This is a genomic window from Salinisphaera sp. T31B1 (genome assembly GCF_040361275.1).
Lineage (GTDB): Bacteria > Pseudomonadota > Gammaproteobacteria > Nevskiales > Salinisphaeraceae > Salinisphaera.
Window position 1 is genome coordinate 1,266,629 of record NZ_APNH01000001.1, and the last position, 18,618, is coordinate 1,285,246.

The window sequence follows — 18,618 nt, forward strand, 5'->3', positions numbered from 1 at the left end:
GCCAACGACGAAGCGGATGCGCGCAACGATACCGCGTCGATCGTCTGCGGCCAACGCTCGATCGGCTTCGCGGCAACGATCGCCGACAAAGGCGTCAGCCGCCGGTCTTCTCGTGCAGCTTGTCGGCCACCAGACTCGGGACCAGCCCGCTGATACGACCGTCGAGGAAGGCGATTTCGCGCACCAGCGTCGACGATATATGGGCGAACTCCGGTGACGGCGCAAGGAAGATGGTATCGACCTGCGGGGCCAGATGCCGGTTCATCACCGCCATCTGTTTTTCGTACTCGTAGTCACCGACCCCTCGCACGCCGCGTACCAGTACGCGTACATCGTGCTGGCGGGCGAAATCCACGATCAGGCCCGAGACCGGCATGACGACCACGTTGTCGACGTCGGCGAGCACGCGCTTGGCCAGCTCGACCCGTTCCTCGTGGTCGAATATCGATTTCTTCGAGGCGTTGCTGGCCACCGCCACGATCAGCTCGGCGAACATGCCCGCCGCCCGGCGAATGACGTCGGCATGGCCATTGGTGATCGGATCGAATGTGCCGGTATAGGCGGCACGGATGTGTTTGGGATCATTCATGGGGCGGTATCTTCGCTATCTGGGCGAATACGTGCAAGACAATAGCCGACCGCGCCGGTCTGCTTGTCGCGCAGAATCTCGAATCCATTGGCTAGACAGGCCTGCACGCGCTCGCGCTCGGCGCGCGGATATTCGACATAGAGCTGCGTATGAGCGCCCAGATACGGCCGCAGCCGGCTCAGGATTGCCGCGTGCAGTTGTGCTGCGAACGGTGGGTCGATGAACACGATATCGGGCGCGCGACCGGCGTTCGGATGCCAGGCCAGGGCATCCGTTTGCCGGACCTCGGCGCGTGGCTCGGCCCCCAGCACGCGCAGTGCGTCCCGGATCGCGCCGGCCGCCTCGGCGTTGTGCTCGACGAACACTACGCGCCGCGCCCCACGCGAGAGTGCTTCCAAGCCGAGCGCGCCGCTGCCGGCGAACAGATCGATACAATCGGCGCCCTCGATACGCGCAGCGAGCCAGTTGAACAGGGTCTCGCGGATCCGATCGCCGGTCGGACGCAGCCCGTCGAGCCGGGCGACCGGCAGCCGGCGGCCGCGCCACTGGCCGCCGATGATGCGCAGCGTCGAGGCCGGGCCCGGGCCGGTACGTCGGCGCGGCCCGGCCGGTGTCGCCCGGCCCCTCATGCGCAGGCGCGCAGGACCGGCAAACGCGCGTGCATGCCGACTACTGGCTCTGCTGGGTGCCGCCGACGGTGATCGCGTCGACCTTGAGCGTGGGTTGACCGACGCCGACCGGCACGCTCTGGCCGTTTTTGCCGCAGACACCGATGCCCGAGTCCAGCGCCCAGTCGTTGCCGACCATCGAGATGCGCTCGAGCACGTCCGGGCCGTTGCCGATGAGCGTAGCGCCCTTGATCGGCGCGCCGACCTTGCCGTTTTCGATTCGATAGGCCTCGTCGGCAGAGAACACGAAGTTGCCGGAGGTGATATCGACCGAACCGCCGGAGAAGTTCACGGCATAGATGCCGTCATCCACCGAGGCGATGATGTCCGCCGGCGCCGAGTCACCCGGGCGCAGATAGGTATTGGTCATGCGCGGCATGACCGTATGCGCATACGACTCGCGACGGGCATTGCCGGTGGCGGCCATGCCCATGAGGCGGGCGTTGTGCTTGTCCTGCATGTAACCGGTCAGCACGCCGTCCTCGATCAGCGTGTTGGCCGCGGCCGGCGTGCCTTCATCGTCGATCGCCAGCGACCCGCGCAGGTTGTCGAGCGTGCCGTCATCGACCACCGTGCACAGATCCGATGCCACCTTCTGGCCGATGCGCCCGGCATAGTTGGACGAACCGCGTCGGTTGAAGTCGCCCTCCAATCCGTGGCCGACCGCTTCATGGAGCAACACACCGGGCCAGCCGTTGCCCAGCACCACCGGCAGGCTGCCGGCCGGCGCGGCCTCGGCCTGCAGGCGTACCAGGGCACGGCGGACCGCCTCGGTCGCATAGCCGGCCACGCGATCGCCGTCGAGGCTGAAATAGTCGTAGCCCATACGGGCGCCGCCGCCGGCGGAGGCCGATTCGCGCACGCCGTTCTCCTCGACCTGAACGGATACGTTCACGCGGACCAGCGGACGTACGTCACCGGCGAGTGTGCCGTCGCTCGCGGCCACCAGCATGGTGTCCGACGAGCCGGCCAGGGAGACGGTTACACGCACCACGCGCGGGTCGGCGTCGCGCGCGATCCTGTCGGCATGATGCAACAGCGCGACCTTGGCATCGGCATCCAGCGTGGCGGCCGGATCGATCGGCCGGTAGCGGGCGATCGCCCCGCCGTGGGCAGGCGTCAGCGCGTGTGCGACGCCGCTACGGCCGGAGCGGGCAATGGCCGCGGCCGCCTTCGAGGCCTGGGTGAGCGCCGGGAATGCCAGTTCGTCGGCATAGGCGAAGCCGGTCTGCTCGCCGGCCAGCGCGCGCACGCCCACGCCCTGGGCGGTGGAGGCGCCGGCGTTTCGGACTACCCCGTCTTCGAGCAACCAGGTTTCGTTTTTCAGAATCTGGAAATACAGGTCGGCGTAATCCACGCCCGGGACCATCAGCGCGGCCAGGGTCGCCTCCAGCTGATGGGCGTCGATGCCGGCCGCGCCGAGCAGGGTATCGCTTGCGATATCGATTGCGTTGTTCATGGGCTCAGGTTATCACCGCTGCGGGCGGCCAGTGGCTTGTGCATGAAGACCCGATCACGGCCGTGCTCGCGGCCTCGCTCGGTCTCGATGAAGCCGAGGCTGGCGTACAGGGCCTGGTTTTCGGTCATCAGGGCATGGGTGTACAGATGGATATGGTCATGGCCGGCCCGACGTGCAAGGGTTTCGGCGTATCCGATCAGTGCGCGACCGATGCCGCAGCCCTGGGCCACGGGGTCGACCGCGACGTTGTCGAGCCAGAAGCAGGGCCCGCTCGCACGGACCGCGACCAGGCCGCGGATCGTATCCTCGATAACGGCCACGAATATGCCGCCGTTCGCCACCGCGCAACGATAGTCCACCGCCAGCGGGGCCGGTGGCTGCGGCAGGCGCGCGAGATAGGGCCGGTAGGCGGCCCGCACGACCTGACCGATCGACGTGCTGTCGTCGATGATTGCCGGGCGGATACGCATACCGGGCCGATCGCGGACGCGGGACGGTTAGAGCGTGAGAATCGTGGAACCGGTGGTCTGACGGTCGGCCAGCGCCTGCTGGGCCGCGCCCGCGTCTTCCAGAGGGAAGCGCTGGCCGATACGAATCTTGACGTCGCCGGATTCGATCACGCCAAACAGGTCGTCGCACATCATCTCGAAGCGCTCGCGTGTATCGGCATAGCCGCCCAGGCTCGGCCGGGTTACGAACAGCGAACCGCCCTTGTTGAGCTCGACCAGATTCACGCCCTCGACCGGGCCCGACGCGTTGCCGAACGACACCATCAGTCCCCGCGGCGACAGACAGGCCAGCGAGTCGGTCCAGGTATCGCGTCCGACCGAATCGTAGACGACCGGGACCATGGCGCCGTCGGTCAGCTCGCGTACCCGCTCGGGCACCGATTCACGCGTGTAGTCGATGGTCATCCAGGCACCGTTGCGCTTGGCGATATCGGCCTTTTCGTCCGACGAGACCGTGCCGATGACGTGCGCGCCCAGCGCGTGCGCCCACTGACAGGCGATCGATCCGACCCCGCCGGCGGCCGCATGGAACAGGATCGTGTCGTCTTCGCCCACGCTATAGGTCTGGCGGATCAGATACTGGACGGTCAGGCCCTTGAGCATGGCCGCGGCCGCGGTCTCGAAATCGATCGCGTGCGGCAGGGCGATGACGTTCGCGGCCGGCATGACCACGAAATCGGCATAGGCGGCCCGCGGGCCCTGGGCATAGGCCACGCGATCGCCTTCGGCGAAATCCTCGACGCCTTCGCCGACGGCCTCGATCACCCCGGCGCCCTCGGTGCCCAGCCCACTGGGCAGCTCGCTCGGATACAAGCCGGTACGGAAATAGATATCGATGAAATTCAGGCCGACCGCGCGGTTGGCGATACGGACTTCACCGCGGCCCGGGGCAGCCGGTTTGACGTCGGTCAGTTCCAGCACCTCGGGGCCGCCCGTGCGGCGGAATTGAATCTGTCGGGCCATGTCGGCTCCTTGGGTTCGTACTCGAAGGGTGTGTGTTCAGGCCAGGCGCCGATGTGACAGGCAGGGGAAACCGCCGCGCACCTCGGTCTGACGATTGCGATCGATCTCGGCGATGACTACCTCGTTGGCCTCGGAGCGGGCTTCGGCGATGACCTGTCCCCACGCATCGACGACCAGGCTGTGGCCATAGGTACGGCGACCGCTGGCATGGTGGCCGGCCTGGTTGGGCGCGACCAGCGTGACCAGATTCTCGATCGCGCGGGCACGGGCCAGCACATGCCAGTGCGCTCGACCGGTGGTATGGGTGAACGCCGACGGCGCCACGATGATTTCGGCGCCGGCGGCCGACAGCGCGCGATAGAGCTCGGGAAAACGCAGGTCGTAGCAGACCGTCAGTCCGATACGCCCGAACGGGCTGTCGAGCACTACCGGTGCGATCTCGCCGGCCACGAAGGTCGCCGACTCCCGATAGGCCTCGCGCGAGTCGGGCAGGCCGACATCGAACAGGTGAATCTTGTCGTAGCGGGCCACGCGCTGACCGCGATCGTCGTAGACCAGACAGGCGGCATAGACCCGGTCCGGCTCGGGGCTGGCCAGCGGGATCGTACCGGCAACGATCCACAACCCCAGCTCGGCCGCGGTTTCAGCCAGAAAATCCTGGATCGGCGTGGCGCCGTTGCCGGCCCCGTCGGGTTCGGCCACACCGAGCTTGTCGGTTTCATGCGCGCCCATCAGCGCGAAGTTCTCGGGCAGCACCGCGAGCGTTGCGCCCTGGTCGGCCGCGTGTCGCAACAGGTCGGCGGCGCGCGCCAGATTGGGCGCAACCTCGCCGAGCGAGTTCATCTGAATGGCGGCGATGCGCGGGGTGTCATGAGCAGGCATGTTCGATCTCTCGGCGGCATGCCCGGTCGACGAAATCTCGACCGGGCCAGCACATGGTTCATGGCTCGGGGCTGGGTTCGGCGCTCGGCTCGCTGATCGTCGGGTCGTCCCAGCTGCCCTTCAGGGTATACGCGATGCTGGAAAATTTCTGTATGGGTTTCTTGAACAGTTCCTGGAAGGCAAAAACGGCGGCACCGACCAGCGGCCCGCCGATCACACCGGAGGCGATCGCCACGCCGCTGCCCAGTTTGGGCATGATCGTCACGCGCTCGTCGTAGTCGCGGGCGGCCAGACCGATACGGCCACTCATGCGAATCTTGGACGACGGGGTCTCGATGGTCACACCGTCGCTGTATGCGTTGCCGTGGGCAAGATCGAAGCGGGCCCGGATGCTGTCGAAGGCCATGCCTTCGTCGACGACATCGCGAAAATCCAGCCGCAGCCGGCGCGGCAACACATACAGGTTCATCAGGCCGAGCACGCGCGCCGCACCCGGTTCGACTGACAGCAGCGTGCCATCATCCAAGGCCAGCGAGACCTCGCCGTCGAGTGCGCGCAGATCCAGGCCGGCCCGATTCGGGGCGATGGCCAGCCGGGCATGCACGTCGGCCGTACGCGCCCGCAGGGTCGGCACATAGCCGAGCGTTCGCATCAGCCGAGCCAGCCCGTGGCCCTGAAGCCGAGTCTCGGCGTTGGCCCGGGTCAGGCCGTTGTCGACCAGCCAGCGACCGGTGGTCCGGCCGGTCAGTGCACCGTCGCTCAGTTCGAAGCCATCCAGCTGCCAGCCGCCGGGCAGGGCACTGGCCTGTATGTCGGCATGGCCGAAATCGGTGTCATCGACTACCACCTGGGCGACCCGGATATCCAGGCGCGGCAGTTCGTCGGGCGAGACCCCCTGCCAGATCACGGTCGAATCATCGACCACCGGCGGTGCCGCGTCCGGCGCGCGGGTCTTGAGCGCCAGTCGGGCCAGGCTGCCGCTGATACCGACCCGCCCGTGGGCCGGTTGCGCCCAGATGATCTGGCCCTGAGTGTTCGGCCCTTCGAAGTCGACCCGCCAGCCGGGTGCGGCGCTGGTGGGCTGGGCCCGGACCTGGACGGACTCGAAATAACGATTGTCCAGCGTCAGCCGATCGGTGGTCAGATCGCCGCCAATGAAGGCCAGCGACGAGGTGCTGCCGGTCGCGCCGGCCGCGGCGTCGGCCTCGTCGAGCTGGGTACGAACGACGTTGAACCAGCCGATGCCGTCCAGCGAGCGCGCATGCCCGCCGATCCAGATGCCATCCACGTCTGGCGGCGTCACCGCCCGATCGCCGACCCGCGCCTGGATACGCTGCGGCTGACCGTCGGCCAGCCGCAGATCGACGTCCAGGCGTTGGTCGTAGTCGACATCGATACGGCGGGCGTCCGGAGCAACCGTGATCTTCAACGGCGCGGGGGTGGCCGCGGGCTTGGTCAACGGGTCGGGCAGCGACAACGCCAGACCGGTCAGGTCGCTGGTCATGACCACCGGCGAGAGCTCACCGCTGCGGGCAATATCGAACGCCACGCGGGCCCGGGTGCGGCCGCGGCCGTAGCGCAGCCAGGGCCGCGGCAGATAATGGGCCAGGGCCTCGGCGTCGTCGGGCAGCGATATCGTGCCTTCCGAGACGATGCGCTGACGGCCGTTGGCCAGTGCCTGGATGTGGGTGTTCAGCTCGACGCCGAGCAGGCGGCCCTTGAGCCCGCTCGCGTTGAGACCGCGGCCGTCGAACGACAACCGGCCCGTGATGTCTTCGATCGGGCCGGGCAGCACGGCCTGGCGCAGCGTATTGCCGTGGGCTGTGATCTGCCCCTTGACGTCGACCTCTCCGAGGCCCGGTTTGAGTGGAATACGCAGGTCGAGGGCCAGGTCCGCCGGGCCGGTGATCTTCACCGCTTCGACAAGGCGGGCGAACTTGTCACGCAGCGGAGAGGCGACCAGGAACGACAGCATCCGGTCGGCCGGGGCGCGGCGAGCGCCGCCGTCGAGCATGAGCACGGGTTCGCGAACGTTGGCGATGCGACCGGTCGCCGGGCCAATGGCCGTATCCAGCATGCGCGCTTCGGCCACGTCGACGCGCAGATCGTCGCCGTCGAGCGTGAGCGTGCCGCGGGCGTCCTCGAGCGCGGGCCAGCCGGGCTTGTAGTCCACGTCGACCCCGTCGCCGGCCAGGGCCAGATGGAAGCGCTCGCCCTCGGCGGGCTGGGCGAATGGGAAGCGCTCCAGCGATCCGCTGACGGCCAGATCGGCCGATGTCAGACGCCCGGCGGTGATGGCCTTGCCCAGCCAGTCGCGCAGACGGTCGTTGGGCAGATCATCGGCCTGGGGAATCCGTTTGAGCAGGCGTACGACATCTGGCGCGCTGGCATGGCCAGTGATATCCACGATCGGCGCGCCCGTTGCCGGCAGGATCACCGACCCGGCTGCCTCCACACTGGCTTCGCCGGTGGTCAGCGCCAGACGGCGTGCATCGATACGCCAGCGATCCTCGTCGTCGCGGTGCCAAGACAATGCCCCGTCGAAATCGTCCACGGCCAGTTCGCCGCGCAGGTATCGGGCCACCGCCAATGGGCCGTGCCCATTGTGTAAGGCCAGTTCGTGATGACCGTCGCGCTGGTAGTAGGTGCCGTCGACCGGCCCGGCCGACACGCGCGCGTCATCGATCGTCAGGCCGGCGAAATCGAAGCCGAGCTGCAGCGGCCGGGCACGGGCTGCGACCAGATGCAGGTTGTCCACTTCCGCACTCAAGTGCGTATCGGCCAGACGCGGGAACAGACGTCGGGCCCGCGCGAACACGGCCTCGACCGGCGGATGACGGACATCCATTCGCAGCGCGCTCCGGTCAGGGTCGATACGCCCGGAAATACGTGTTTGTGCCAAGCCGGGTAGCTCGCCCTGCAGATCGCGCACGACAAACCGCAGCCCCTCGACACGTTCGGAGGTCGGCTGATCGGCCGACGGTCCAACGGCCTCGATATTGGCCTTGAGTGCGGGCAAAAGCGGGCGGTCGTCTTTGGTGTCGTCTACCGCGGTGAGTGCGAGGCGCGCATCGCCGCGGCGAATATCGCCGTCGGCCAGCCGTAGATCGATGCGGGCGGTCAGCCGACCGCCGCGCAGGCGTGAGGTCAGGCGTTCGTCCAGCCGCTCGTCGGCTCGGGCCAGCGCGGCCAGGCCCAGCCCATCGACGGTCAGATGCAGCCTGCCGCGCTGTGGATCGGGCAGACGGCCAGTGAATTCGCCGCTCGTCCGTGCGTCGCCGAACCAGTCCGGGCCGGTGGCGGCGGCCTGCCAGCGAAGCCGGCCGTCCCGATCCCGCCAGCTCAGCGAGGCCGGGTTCAGGTGGGCCCGGCCCCCGGGCAGCCGCGGCGAGCGGACATCGATATCGGCATCGTCGATTCTTGCCCGGGAAAGCACATCGCGCAATTGGGCGACGGCGTCCCAGTCCAGTGGTGGGTCGCCAGGGCGCGACCAGTGAACCAGCCGCGGCCGGCCGTTGTCGTCCAGCCGTACGGCAAGCTTCGGGCTGTCGATGGCCAGGCCTTCGGGCAGGCGGCGGCCGGCGATCAGCGCGCGATAGCCGAACTCCAGGCCCAGGTGTTCGGCCACCACGGCCGGCTGTTGCTGGCCGTGACGGGTCACGCTGACGTCGCGCAGCTGTAGTACCGGGCCACGCCAGCGCCAGCGCAATTCGATCGCGCCGATTTCGATATCGGCATCGATACGGTTGCCGATGCGCTCGGCCAGCGCGTTGCGATAAGCGGGCACGAAATGATCGATCAGGCGTACGCCACCGACCAGCAGGCCGGCCAGAATGACCACGCCGGCGAGCGTGATCACCAGTATGCGTTTGATCAGAAGGCGCGGCATGACAGGGGCTTACGGCGTGGCGGCGGCATAGCGGAACCGGCCGGGCGCCCCATCGCGCGCGCCGCGCTTGTCCCGCGCGATGAGCTCACAGCTTACAGCACCACCAGATCGAACTGCTCGGGCGTATAGAGGGATTCGGCCTGTAGACGCACGCCCAGGCCCGTGTCGCGGCAGACCGCGTGAAAGGCCTCGGCCAGCTCGTCGAGCAGCAGGCCGATGATGTCGGGAGCCGCCAGTATCAGCAGCTCGGTGGTGCCGTTGCTGCGCGCCAGCCGGGTCATTTCGCGGAACATGGCAAAGCAGACGGTTTCGCCGGTCTTGATGAAGCCGCGCCCGGCACAGGCCTCGCAATCGGCACACATCAGGTGCTGTAGCGAATCCCGGGTGCGTTTTCGAGTGACCTCGACCAGGCCCAGCGGCGAGATCGCGCCGACGGTGGTCTTGGCCGGGTCGGCATCGAGCGCGGCGGTGAGGGCGGCGAGCACCTGCTGCTTGTGATCGGCATCGACCATGTCGATGAAGTCGATGACGATGATGCCGCCGAGGTTGCGCAGCCGCAGCTGGCGGGCCACCGTATGCGCGGCTTCGATATTGGTGCGCAGTACGGTCTGTTCGAGGCTGCGCGTGCCGACATAGCCGCCGGTATTCACGTCGACCGTGACCATGGCCTCGGTCTGTTCGATGATGAGGAATCCGCCCGAGCGCAACGGCACCTTGGGCTGCAGGGCACGCTCGATGGCGTCCTCGACCCCGTACTGGGAGAACAGCGGCACGTCCTTGGTGTAGTGCACGGCGCGATCGGTGAATTCCGGCGCGAAACGCCGCGTGAAGTGCTGCATCTCGCGCCAGGCATCGGCGTCGTCGATGGCGATCGAGGCCACGTCGGGGGTCAGCAGGTCGCGCAGCATGCGAATCGGCAACGGCAGATCACCATAGAGCAGCGTGCGCGGCGCCACCGTCCGGCTCTGGGCCTGGATGTCGTGCCAGACCGTGGCAAGAAACCGCATGTCGGCGGCCAGCGCATGATGCGGCGCGCCGTCGCCGACCGTGCGCACGATGAAGCCGCCGGTCAGACCGAGTTCGGCGCGCAACCCCGAGACGCATTCGGACAGCCGATGACGTTCGTCCTCGTTTTCGATACGCGCCGACACCCCGATCCGCGGCGTGTAGGGCATATAGACCAGAAAACGGGAAGGGATGGCCAGGTCGGTGGTCAGCCGCGCGCCCTTGGTACCCATGGCGTCCTTGGCCACCTGCACGAGTACTCGATCGCCCTGGGACAGGCGGTTCTGTATGCGGGGGGTGACTTCCTCGGTCTCGGCCGGGCGCTTGACCATGTCCGATATCTGCAGAAACGCGGCGCGTTCCAGACCGATCTCGATAAATGCTGCCTGCATGCCCGCCAGTACACGCTGAACCTCGCCCAGATAGATATTGCCGACCGTGCTGCCGGTGGCATCGCGCTGCATGTGGATTTCCTGCAGCACGCCGTTTTCCAGCTGCGCGGCGCGGGTCTCACCGACCGATACATTGACCAGGATCTCCACGCGCTGATCTTGCGGTGCTGCCACGGCCTCGTGCGTGGCACTCATGGGTGAGTGCTCCCGGGCGTGGAGCGCGTGGACGGATAGGAGATCATGATTCCGATTGTCCGTAGCCGCGCGCATGCCTGCAAGCGCCGCCTTCGCCCGGCCGGCCCCTCAGCCGCGATGATAGGGGTGGCCGGTGAGAATGGTGTGGGCACGATAGAGTTGTTCGGCGAGCACCACGCGCACCAGCGGATGTGGCAGGGTCAGCGCCGACAGCGACCAGCGTCGTTCGGCACGTGCCAGGCTGTCCGGCCCCAGGCCATCGGGCCCGCCGACCAACAGCACACGGTCGCGGCCGTCGGCCAGCCAGGTGCGCATGTCGCCAGCCAACTGCTCGGTCGACCACGGCTTGCCGTCCACACTCAATGCGATCACCTGGCTGTCACCGGGAATGGCCGAGACCATGCGCTTGTCTTCATCGGCGATCGCACGCGCGGTGTCTCCGGAGCGGCGCCCGCCCGGGGCGATCTCGACCAGTTCGAGCCGGCATTCGCGCGGCATGCGTCGGGCATAATCGTCGAAGCCCGTGGTCACCCAGCCGGGCATGCGTCGACCGACGGCCAGCAGACGGATACGCATCTAGGGCCGTGGCTCGCCGGCATCCGGCAGGCCGCAGCCAGCCCGGTCGGCGTACATCCGGCTAGTGGGAGGTGGCGCTGTCGCCGGTGGCGACGTCCATGTCCCAGAGTTTTTCCAGCTGGAAATAGGCACGGGTGACCGGCTGCATGATGTGCACCATGACCCCGTTGAGGTCGATCAGCACCCACTCCGACTGGACCAGGCCTTCGACGCGCGGCTTGATACCGGCCTTTTTCGCGTGTTCGATCACGGTCTCGCCCAGACGCTTGACATGACGGGCCGAGCGGCCGCTGCAGATCACCATGTGATCGGCGATCGTGGTCAGGGCAGAGACATCGAGCACCTTGACCGATTCACCCTTGAGCTCCTCGACCGCGTCGATGGCCAGCGCAAGCAGCGGATGGTCGCCATATTCGTGGGCAGGAACGGTCTCGGCAGTGTCTTGAACAGTCATTGATTCGCGGCCGTGGCCGGTTGGGGCTTGGAGGGCATGTAGACGCCTGCGTCCATGATGTCGTCGAGAACCGCCGTGGGCAAGAGGTAGCGCGGCGATTCTCCGGCGCCCAGCAGGTCGCGGATCCGGCTGGCCGAGATCGCCAGGGGCGGCGGGGCATAGCTGTAGATATGCCCGGACAGCTCGTCGTGCAGATGACGGACATCGTCAACTGCGCGCGAGGCCAGCGTTTTCTCGGCTTCTGGATGCAGCTCGGTCTGGATGTCCGGACGGTCGATGAGCACGATATGCGCGCTGTCGAACAGCCGTTCCCACTGATGCCACTTGGGCAGATGTGCGAACACGTCGCGCCCCATGATCAGGCAAAGCGGCGTGTCCGGCATCTCGGTGCGCATCGAGGCCAGCGTATCGACGGTATAGGACGGCCCGGAACGCAGCAGTTCGCGGTCGTCCAGCCGCAACCGCGGTTCGATGCTCACCGCGACCCGAATCCACTTCGCGCGCTGGCCCGGCGAAGCGGTCGGCGCATTACGATGCGGCGGCCGGGCGCAGGGCACGAGCCGGACATGATCCATGCCCAGCGCGATCGCCATTTCCATGGCAAGCCGCAAATGACCGTTGTGGACCGGGTCGAACGTGCCGCCCAGAACACCGACCGGTGCCTTGTTCATAAATCCCTCGTTGGTCGTCTTGCGGCTAGCGTACGTGGCCGTCGCCGAAGACAACGTACTTGAGTGAGGTCAGCCCTTCCAGGCCGACTGGCCCACGCGCGTGCAGCTTGTCGGTCGAGATACCGATCTCGGCGCCCAGGCCGTATTCGAAGCCGTCGGCAAAGCGGGTCGAGGCATTGACCATCACCGACGACGAATCCACCGCGCGCATGAACGCGCGCGCTGCGGTCACGCTTTCGGTCACGATCGCATCGGTATGGTGCGAGCCCCAGGTCTCGATGTGTTCAATGGCCTGATTCATGTCGTCGACGATACGCACCGCCAGGATCGGGCCCAGATATTCCTCGGCCCAATCCGCGTCGCTGGCCGGCTTGACCTTCGGCCCCAGCAGTTTGCGGGTGGCTTCGCAGCCGCGTAACTCCACGCCGGCCTGGGCGAAATCCTGCGACAGCGGCCCGAGCACCTTTTCGGCGATCGAGCGGGCGACCAGCAGCGTTTCCATGGTGTTGCAGGTGCCATAGCGCTGGGTCTTGGCGTTGACCGCGATCGCTACGGCCTTTTCGATATCGGCATCGTCGTGGACATACACATGACAGACGCCGTCCAGATGCTTTATCACGGGCATCTGCGCCTGCTCGGACACGAACTCGATCAAGCCCTTGCCGCCCCGCGGCACGATGACGTCCACGTATTCAGGCATGCGCAGCATCGCCCCGACCGCGGCCCGATCGGTGGTTTCGACGACTTGCACGGCATCGGCCGGCAGGCCGGCATCGGTCAGGCCGCGACTGATACAGGCCGCGATGGCCTGGTTGGAATGTGCGGCCTCCGAGCCGCCGCGCAGCAGGGCCGCATTGCCCGACTTCAGGCAGAGTGCGGCTGCGTCCGCGGTCACGTTCGGGCGTGACTCGTAGATGATGCCGATCACGCCCAGCGGTACGCGCATGCGCCCGACCTGAATACCCGATGGGCGGTAGTTCAGATCGGTGATGCCGCCGATCGGGTCGGCCAGGGCCGCGACCTGGCGCAGGCCCTCGGCCATCTGCTCGATCCGCTGCTCGTTAAGTTCCAGGCGCTCCAGCAGGGCCCGATCGAGCCGATCACGGCCTTCGCGCAGATCACGGGCGTTGGCCGACAGGATCGACTCGACGCTGGCGGTCAAGGCCTCGGCGATGGCGAACAGCGCGGCGTTCTTGTCGCCCGGCTCGGCGGCGGCCATCAGCCGGGCGGCGGCGCGGGCGCGCTTGCCCATCGCCTGCATGCGTGTCTGCAGCTGGCGATCGATACGGGTGTCCTGGCTGGTCTGGTCGCTTAGATTGGCGCTCATGGGTCGTTGATTACGGGCGATGGGTGGTGATCGAGGAGACCGGCAGATCGACGCCGGCCAGTCCGAGCGTCAATCTTACCAGTTCGTCCCAGGGCCGGCCGGGCCGGGCGCCCTTGTTGGCCTGATCCAGACGCGAGGCATCGCGCAGGAGAACGGCCAGACGGGCCGGGTCGGCCTGGGCGGCTGCCTGAGCGATCTGGCGTTTGCGTGCCGGCGGCATGAAGACCTTGCCGAGCATCGCATCGAGCCGGTTGGCGCGCGCGGCGAGTGCGGCCTGATAGACCAGGCGGACCTCGCGTACCAGCGCCCAGGTGATGGGAACCGCGTCCACGCCCTCGGCGCGCAGGCGAGACAAGCTGTGCAGCGCGCCGGCCCGGTCGCCGGCCAGCGCCTTGGCCGGCAGGTCGAAGATATCGAACCGGGCATGGTCGCTGGCGGCCGCCGCGATCTCGGCGCTGCCGATGGGCGTATCGGCATGCAGCAGTGCGAGCCGGTCGATCTCCTGGGCGGCGGCCAGCAGATTGCCTTCGGTATGTTCGGCCAGCAGGGCCACGGCATCGGCGTCCATGCGCAGGCCATGCCCGGCCGCTCGTTTTTCGATCCACTGCGCCATGCGCGCGGCCGGCAGCGGCCAGGCGTACATGACCACGCCGGCCTTGGCGATGGCCTTGTACCAGGCGCTTTTGCGGGCACTGGCGGCCAGCGGGGTGGCGATGACGATCAGCAGGGTGCTGTCGGGGGCGTTCTTCGCGTACTCGATGAGTGCGGCGCTGCCGGGCTTGCCGGGGCCCTTGTCGGTGAGATGCAGCTCGAGGATGCGCTTGTCCGAAAACAACGACAGGCTGGCCCCGGCACTGGCCAGTTGGCCCCAGTCGAAGCCGGCTTCGGCATGCAGCACTTCACGCTCGTCGTAGCCCTGGCTGCGTGCGGCTGCACGCAGTGCATCGGCCGCTTCGAGCACCTGCAGCGGCTCGTCTCCGGCCAGCAGATAGCACCGGGCCAGCGGCTGTGTTTCGAGCTGGCGCGGGAACTGGTCGGCACGGACATCCATCGCGAAAACCTCGAATCGATCGTGGCGCTTGCAGCGCGGGGCGGATTCCGGTCGGGCGCGCCATGCAGGCGCGCTCGTAGTAGCGACCGGCCATCATCGTCGGGCAGGCGCCCGCCTGCAAATTCGCGTGCGGTCGGTCGGGGCTGGCTATTCGGCAGGGAAGTTCCGGCCGTAGAAGATCTCCATGACCTCGCCTTCGATACGCTCGGTCAGCTCGGCGGCCTCGTCATCGGATAGATCGGCCGCACGCTCGGCAAACAGATAGTCATCCAGCGAAAGCTCGGTCAAGCGCATCTTGGTATGGAAGATGCGCTCGGAGAGCACGTTCACGTCGACCATCTGATAGCGGTTGCAGATGTCTTCGGGAATGTAGTCCTGAATCGAGTTGATCTCGTGATCGATGAAGTGCTTGACCCCGTCGACGTCACGGGTGAACCCCCGCACGCGGTAATCCATCGAGACCACGTCCGATTCGAAGCTGCGGATCAGATGGTCCAGTGCCTTGAGTGGCGAAATCAGCCCGCAGGTCGAGACATCGATATCGGCCCGAAAGGTCGAGATGCCGTTATCCGGGTGAAACTCCGGATAGGTGTGGACGGTGATATGGCTCTTGTCCAGATGGCCGACCACGGCATCCGGCGTCGGCCCGTCGTAGGCGGCTTCCTCGGCGATCAGAATGGTCACGCTCGCGCCCTCGGGCTCGTAGTCCTGGCGGGCGACGTTGAGAATGTGTGCACCGATTATGTCGGAGACCTCGGTGAGGATCTGGGTCAGACGATCGGCGTTGAAGACCTCGTCGAGATAGGCCACATAGGCTTTCTTCTGCGCCTGGGTTCGGGCATAGCAGATGTCGTAGATATTGAACGACAACGACTTGGTCAGGTTGTTGAAGCCGTGCAGGCGCAGTTTATCCATGGTCTTGTCCGCTCAGCGGCCGGTCAAAGCGCGCAGTATCCGCGCCACGACGTTCACGTCAAGCACGCGCGCGCGGCGCGTTCACTCGATGATGTAGTCGTGGGTTATGTTCACGCTCGCGGCCAGCATGATCGAGGCCGAGCAATACTTCTCGGCCGACAGCTGTACCGCCCGCGCGACGTGTTTGTCGTTGAGTTCGCGTCCGGATACCACGAATCGCAAGTGGATGTCGGTAAACACCTTGGGATCGGTGGTCGCACGCGTGCCGTCGACCTCGATCCGGCAGTGGGTCACGTCCTGGCGCGATTTTTTCAGGATATGCATGACGTCCATGGCGCTACAGCCACCCACGCCGAGCAGGATCATCTCCATGGGGCGGAAGCCGGCGTTCTCGCCGCCGATGTCGGGCGGGCCGTCGATCGTGATCTGGTGGCCGCTGTCGGCGGTGCCGGAGAACTGCAGCTGGCCCTGCCAGTCGATGGTCGCTTTCATGCGTGCTTCCTTGTACTTGCTCGCTCGAATGGTTGTGTCGATAGATGGGGCAGGCGAGCGATAAAAAAAGAGGCGCGGTTGCCCGCGCCTCGTTCGTTTGGTGGCTGGAGTCGGCCGGCATCCGGAGATGCCGGCCGTTCCGGGGCTAGCCGCTCAGCCCGCCCAGCAGACCACCGCCGCCCAGCAGGCCGCCCAGCAGGCCGTCGAGCCGACCCTGCAGTGTGGCCAGAGCGCTTTCCAGCGGCATGTCGCTGTCGCCGTCCAGACTCAGCCCGCTCAGGGCGCCGGTCAGCTGGTCGATCGCGTCGTTGATCTGAGCCGTGCCGCTGTCGCCGTCGAGGTTGACGCCTTCCAGCGCTGCGGTCAGCTGATCGACCGTGTCGCCCAACGGTGCCGGCAGCTCGGCCGTGCCGTTGCTCGCCAGATCCGTCAGCGTGCTGTTGAGGCTCATCACCGCACTCTTGAGCACGTCCGGGTCGACACTGTCACCGCTGCCCACGTTCAGCGCATCGGTGACCTGCATGACGGCACTGGTCAAGGCCGCCGTCGGATCGGCTTCACCGCCGCCCAGGAGGCCGCTCAACGTGCTTTCCAGCGTCGTCTGCAGCTGGGCCAGACCGTCGGTGAGCGGGTTGTCGCCGGCATCACCCGGGTCGAAATCGCTCAGCGCATTGGTCAGCTGCTGGACGACGTTCTGCAGCGCAGCCGCCGGATCGCCGTCACCGCTGCCCAGATCCAGGCCCTTGAGCGTGCCCTGGAGCTGGTCGAGCGCCATGCTCAGCGGCGCGGACAGCATGTCGTCCTCGCTCGGGTCGAGCTGGGCCAGCGCGCCGGTCAGCTGGCTGACCGCCGACTGCAGCGCATCGCTGCCATCGCCCTCGGACAGGCCCGACAGCGAATCCTGCAGCTGGGTCAGCGCGTTGGTCACCGCTGTCTGCGGATCGGTGCTGCCGTCGAGCAGTCCGGTCAGCGTGCCCTGGAGCTGGGTCAGCGCCATGCTCAGCGGGTTGTCGTCCAGCTCACCGGGCGTCAGGCCCGCCAGAGCGTCCTGGAGCGCGGTAACGAGCTGGTCGGGCGAGGGCGTTTCACCGCCGTCATCCGGCACGAACCCGGTCAACGCCATCTGCAGATTGGTCAGCAGCATGTTGACGTTGGCCGACAGGTCGGTGTTGCCGCCACTCGGGTCGAGCTGCTCGAGCGCGTCGATCAGCTGTTCCACGGTGGTGTTGACCGCATCCGAAACCGGGTTGTCGTTACCCAGACCGGTCAGCAGGTCGGTCAGCTGGGTCAGGCCGTCGGTGACCGCATCGGCCGCACCGTTCATGCCGTCGTCGCCGCCATCACCCATGTCCGGAACCGTACCGTTCTGTACACAGGCGGAGTACACGTCGAGATTCGACAGGGCATTGACCGCGCCGTTGAGCCGCAGACGGATCGAGTCGAACTCGTCGGGTGCGGTGACCAGCAGCAGCTGGCGGCTGTTGTCGCCCAGCAGCCCGAGCAGGTCGAGGCTGAGCACGCCCGTGTCACCGGAGTTGGCGACTTCTTCGCCGTCGTTGAACAGCGTGACGTCGAGGTTGCGCACGACGTCGAGGCTGAGCAGCGCGTCCGGCTGCGAGACCACGAAGCCCACGCGGCGGTTGCCGCTGAAGCTCTGTGAGCCGCTGGTGACGGTGATGAAGCTGGCACCGCCGAGTGCGCCCACGGTCGTGTTCATGCGTGCGGCGTTGTCGAGGTTGTCGTCGATGACGTTGTCGTCGTTCTGCACGCCACAGAGCACACACACGCCCGACGAACCACTCTCGATGTTGACGTCGCTGCCGCCATCGGCATTGGCCAGCGGCATGTAGGGCGAATCGTCGCCGAAGCTGCACGCGGTCGCCGGTACGTCGTCGTCGGGATCACACACATCGCCCACACCGTCGCCGTCGGTATCCATCTGGTCCGGGTTCGGCGTGGTCGGGCAGTTGTCGTCGTCGTCGGGCACGCCGTCGTTGTCGGCGTCGTCGTCGCCGTTGCCCATGTCGTCGTCACAGGCATCGCCGATTCCGTCGCCGTCACTGTCGGCCTGATCGGGGTTGGCGACCATCGGGCAGTTGTCGACGTCGTCGGCGATATCGTCATCGTCCTGGTCGTTGTCGCAGACATCGCCGATGCCGTCGCCGTCCGCATCCGCCTGGTCCGTATTGGCAGTGGTCGGACAGTTGTCCTCGTCGTCCGGCACGTCGTCGTTGTCCTGATCGTCCTGCATGCCGGGCGTATCGTCGTTGCCGCCGTTGCCGTTGTCGCCGCCCGGAAGCGTGACGTCCTTGTCACCGCTGCAGCCGCCCAGCATCAGCACAAGGCTGAGCAGGCAGACCGCCCAAATACTCTGTCCCCTCATGATCGTGTCTCCCTAGGTGTAGTGATGGCCGACGCCGTGGACCCGCCCGGCCATGCGCCGATCAGAGCACCAAGTGACGTTTACTGTCACTTGCCCGTTGCAAACGATTCGATCGTCTGTTGGAGCTTTGCACGTGCAAAAGTTGCAGGACAAAACTCAAAGGAAACAGTATTTTAATGAATTGGAAAAGAAATCCTT

The 18,618-nt window shown here is 66.7% G+C and carries 16 protein-coding genes; all 16 read right to left on the reverse strand.

The window, feature by feature from the left end; all coding sequences use genetic code 11:
• Nucleotides 1-94: 94 nt before the first annotated feature.
• A complete protein-coding gene (coaD, locus tag T31B1_RS05810; protein WP_353248496.1) occupies nt 95-589 on the reverse strand; it encodes a pantetheine-phosphate adenylyltransferase in 495 nt (164 codons plus the stop codon).
• On the reverse strand, nt 586-1,218 hold the full coding sequence (gene rsmD / locus T31B1_RS05815; protein ID WP_353248497.1) for a 16S rRNA (guanine(966)-N(2))-methyltransferase RsmD: 633 nt from the start codon (nt 1,216-1,218) through the stop codon (nt 586-588). Before rsmD ends, coaD begins: the two co-directional genes overlap by 4 nt.
• A 40-nt stretch (nt 1,219-1,258) precedes the next feature.
• A complete protein-coding gene (tldD, locus tag T31B1_RS05820; protein ID WP_353248498.1) occupies nt 1,259-2,716 on the reverse strand; it encodes a metalloprotease TldD in 1,458 nt (485 codons plus the stop codon).
• Nucleotides 2,713-3,186: a GNAT family N-acetyltransferase gene (locus T31B1_RS05825; RefSeq protein ID WP_353248499.1), complete on the reverse strand. Its 474-nt coding sequence runs from the start codon at nt 3,184-3,186 to the stop codon at nt 2,713-2,715. The genes tldD and T31B1_RS05825 overlap by 4 nt, the downstream gene beginning before the upstream one ends.
• Nucleotides 3,187-3,213: 27 nt before the next feature.
• Nucleotides 3,214-4,188 carry a quinone oxidoreductase family protein gene (locus T31B1_RS05830; protein WP_353248500.1) on the reverse strand — a complete coding sequence of 325 codons (975 nt, stop codon included), beginning with the start codon at nt 4,186-4,188 and terminating at the stop codon, nt 3,214-3,216.
• Between the two features lie 36 nt (nt 4,189-4,224).
• Nucleotides 4,225-5,070 carry a carbon-nitrogen hydrolase family protein gene (locus tag T31B1_RS05835; protein WP_353248501.1) on the reverse strand — a complete coding sequence of 282 codons (846 nt, stop codon included), beginning with the start codon at nt 5,068-5,070 and terminating at the stop codon, nt 4,225-4,227.
• Between the two features lie 58 nt (nt 5,071-5,128).
• A complete protein-coding gene (locus tag T31B1_RS05840; protein ID WP_353248502.1) occupies nt 5,129-8,959 on the reverse strand; it encodes a YhdP family phospholipid transporter in 3,831 nt (1,276 codons plus the stop codon).
• Nucleotides 8,960-9,051: 92 nt separating this feature from the next.
• Entirely contained in the window at nt 9,052-10,551 is a 1,500-nt protein-coding gene (locus tag T31B1_RS05845; RefSeq protein ID WP_353248503.1) for an Rne/Rng family ribonuclease, read from the reverse strand.
• A gap of 108 nt (nt 10,552-10,659) precedes the next feature.
• Entirely contained in the window at nt 10,660-11,127 is a 468-nt protein-coding gene (gene rlmH, locus T31B1_RS05850) for a 23S rRNA (pseudouridine(1915)-N(3))-methyltransferase RlmH (protein ID WP_353248504.1), read from the reverse strand.
• A gap of 61 nt (nt 11,128-11,188) precedes the next feature.
• Nucleotides 11,189-11,581, reverse strand: coding sequence for a ribosome silencing factor (gene rsfS, locus T31B1_RS05855; protein WP_353248505.1), 393 nt, complete (start codon nt 11,579-11,581; stop codon nt 11,189-11,191).
• The gene (gene nadD, locus T31B1_RS05860) at nt 11,578-12,252 is read right to left on the reverse strand and encodes a nicotinate-nucleotide adenylyltransferase (RefSeq protein ID WP_353248506.1); all 675 of its coding nucleotides are present in this window, start codon (nt 12,250-12,252) and stop codon (nt 11,578-11,580) included. The genes rsfS and nadD overlap by 4 nt, the downstream gene beginning before the upstream one ends.
• 25 nt (nt 12,253-12,277) lie before the next feature.
• On the reverse strand, nt 12,278-13,579 hold the full coding sequence (locus tag T31B1_RS05865; RefSeq protein WP_502950916.1) for a glutamate-5-semialdehyde dehydrogenase: 1,302 nt from the start codon (nt 13,577-13,579) through the stop codon (nt 12,278-12,280).
• A gap of 10 nt (nt 13,580-13,589) precedes the next feature.
• Nucleotides 13,590-14,630: a DNA polymerase III subunit delta gene (gene holA, locus T31B1_RS05870; protein ID WP_353248507.1), complete on the reverse strand. Its 1,041-nt coding sequence runs from the start codon at nt 14,628-14,630 to the stop codon at nt 13,590-13,592.
• 147 nt (nt 14,631-14,777) lie between these two features.
• Nucleotides 14,778-15,545: an adenosylmethionine decarboxylase gene (speD, locus tag T31B1_RS05875; protein WP_353248508.1), complete on the reverse strand. Its 768-nt coding sequence runs from the start codon at nt 15,543-15,545 to the stop codon at nt 14,778-14,780.
• Between the two features lie 81 nt (nt 15,546-15,626).
• The gene (locus T31B1_RS05880) at nt 15,627-16,037 is read right to left on the reverse strand and encodes an OsmC family protein (protein ID WP_353248509.1); all 411 of its coding nucleotides are present in this window, start codon (nt 16,035-16,037) and stop codon (nt 15,627-15,629) included.
• A gap of 145 nt (nt 16,038-16,182) precedes the next feature.
• A complete protein-coding gene (locus T31B1_RS05885) occupies nt 16,183-18,420 on the reverse strand; it encodes a thrombospondin type 3 repeat-containing protein (protein WP_353248510.1) in 2,238 nt (745 codons plus the stop codon).
• Nucleotides 18,421-18,618: the final 198 nt, after the last annotated feature.

Excerpts from the sequence above, each read along its gene's own strand:
- T31B1_RS05840 (WP_353248502.1), bottom strand. The coding sequence starts at position 8,959 with ATGCCGCGCCTTCTGATCAAACGCATACTGGTGATCACGCTCGCCGGC.
- holA (WP_353248507.1), bottom strand. The coding sequence starts at position 14,630 with ATGGATGTCCGTGCCGACCAGTTCCCGCGCCAGCTCGAAACACAGCCG.
- T31B1_RS05885 (WP_353248510.1), bottom strand. The coding sequence starts at position 18,420 with ATGAGGGGACAGAGTATTTGGGCGGTCTGCCTGCTCAGCCTTGTGCTG.
- rlmH (WP_353248504.1), bottom strand. The coding sequence starts at position 11,127 with ATGCGTATCCGTCTGCTGGCCGTCGGTCGACGCATGCCCGGCTGGGTG.
- T31B1_RS05830 (WP_353248500.1), bottom strand. The coding sequence starts at position 4,188 with ATGGCCCGACAGATTCAATTCCGCCGCACGGGCGGCCCCGAGGTGCTG.
- rsfS (WP_353248505.1), bottom strand. The coding sequence starts at position 11,581 with ATGACTGTTCAAGACACTGCCGAGACCGTTCCTGCCCACGAATATGGC.
- speD (WP_353248508.1), bottom strand. The coding sequence starts at position 15,545 with ATGGATAAACTGCGCCTGCACGGCTTCAACAACCTGACCAAGTCGTTG.
- T31B1_RS05845 (WP_353248503.1), bottom strand. The coding sequence starts at position 10,551 with ATGAGTGCCACGCACGAGGCCGTGGCAGCACCGCAAGATCAGCGCGTG.
- T31B1_RS05880 (WP_353248509.1), bottom strand. The coding sequence starts at position 16,037 with ATGAAAGCGACCATCGACTGGCAGGGCCAGCTGCAGTTCTCCGGCACC.
- tldD (WP_353248498.1), bottom strand. The coding sequence starts at position 2,716 with ATGAACAACGCAATCGATATCGCAAGCGATACCCTGCTCGGCGCGGCC.
- coaD (WP_353248496.1), bottom strand. The coding sequence starts at position 589 with ATGAATGATCCCAAACACATCCGTGCCGCCTATACCGGCACATTCGAT.
- T31B1_RS05865 (WP_502950916.1), bottom strand. The coding sequence starts at position 13,579 with ATGAGCGCCAATCTAAGCGACCAGACCAGCCAGGACACCCGTATCGAT.
- nadD (WP_353248506.1), bottom strand. The coding sequence starts at position 12,252 with ATGAACAAGGCACCGGTCGGTGTTCTGGGCGGCACGTTCGACCCGGTC.
- rsmD (WP_353248497.1), bottom strand. The coding sequence starts at position 1,218 with ATGAGGGGCCGGGCGACACCGGCCGGGCCGCGCCGACGTACCGGCCCG.
- T31B1_RS05825 (WP_353248499.1), bottom strand. The coding sequence starts at position 3,186 with ATGCGTATCCGCCCGGCAATCATCGACGACAGCACGTCGATCGGTCAG.
- T31B1_RS05835 (WP_353248501.1), bottom strand. The coding sequence starts at position 5,070 with ATGCCTGCTCATGACACCCCGCGCATCGCCGCCATTCAGATGAACTCG.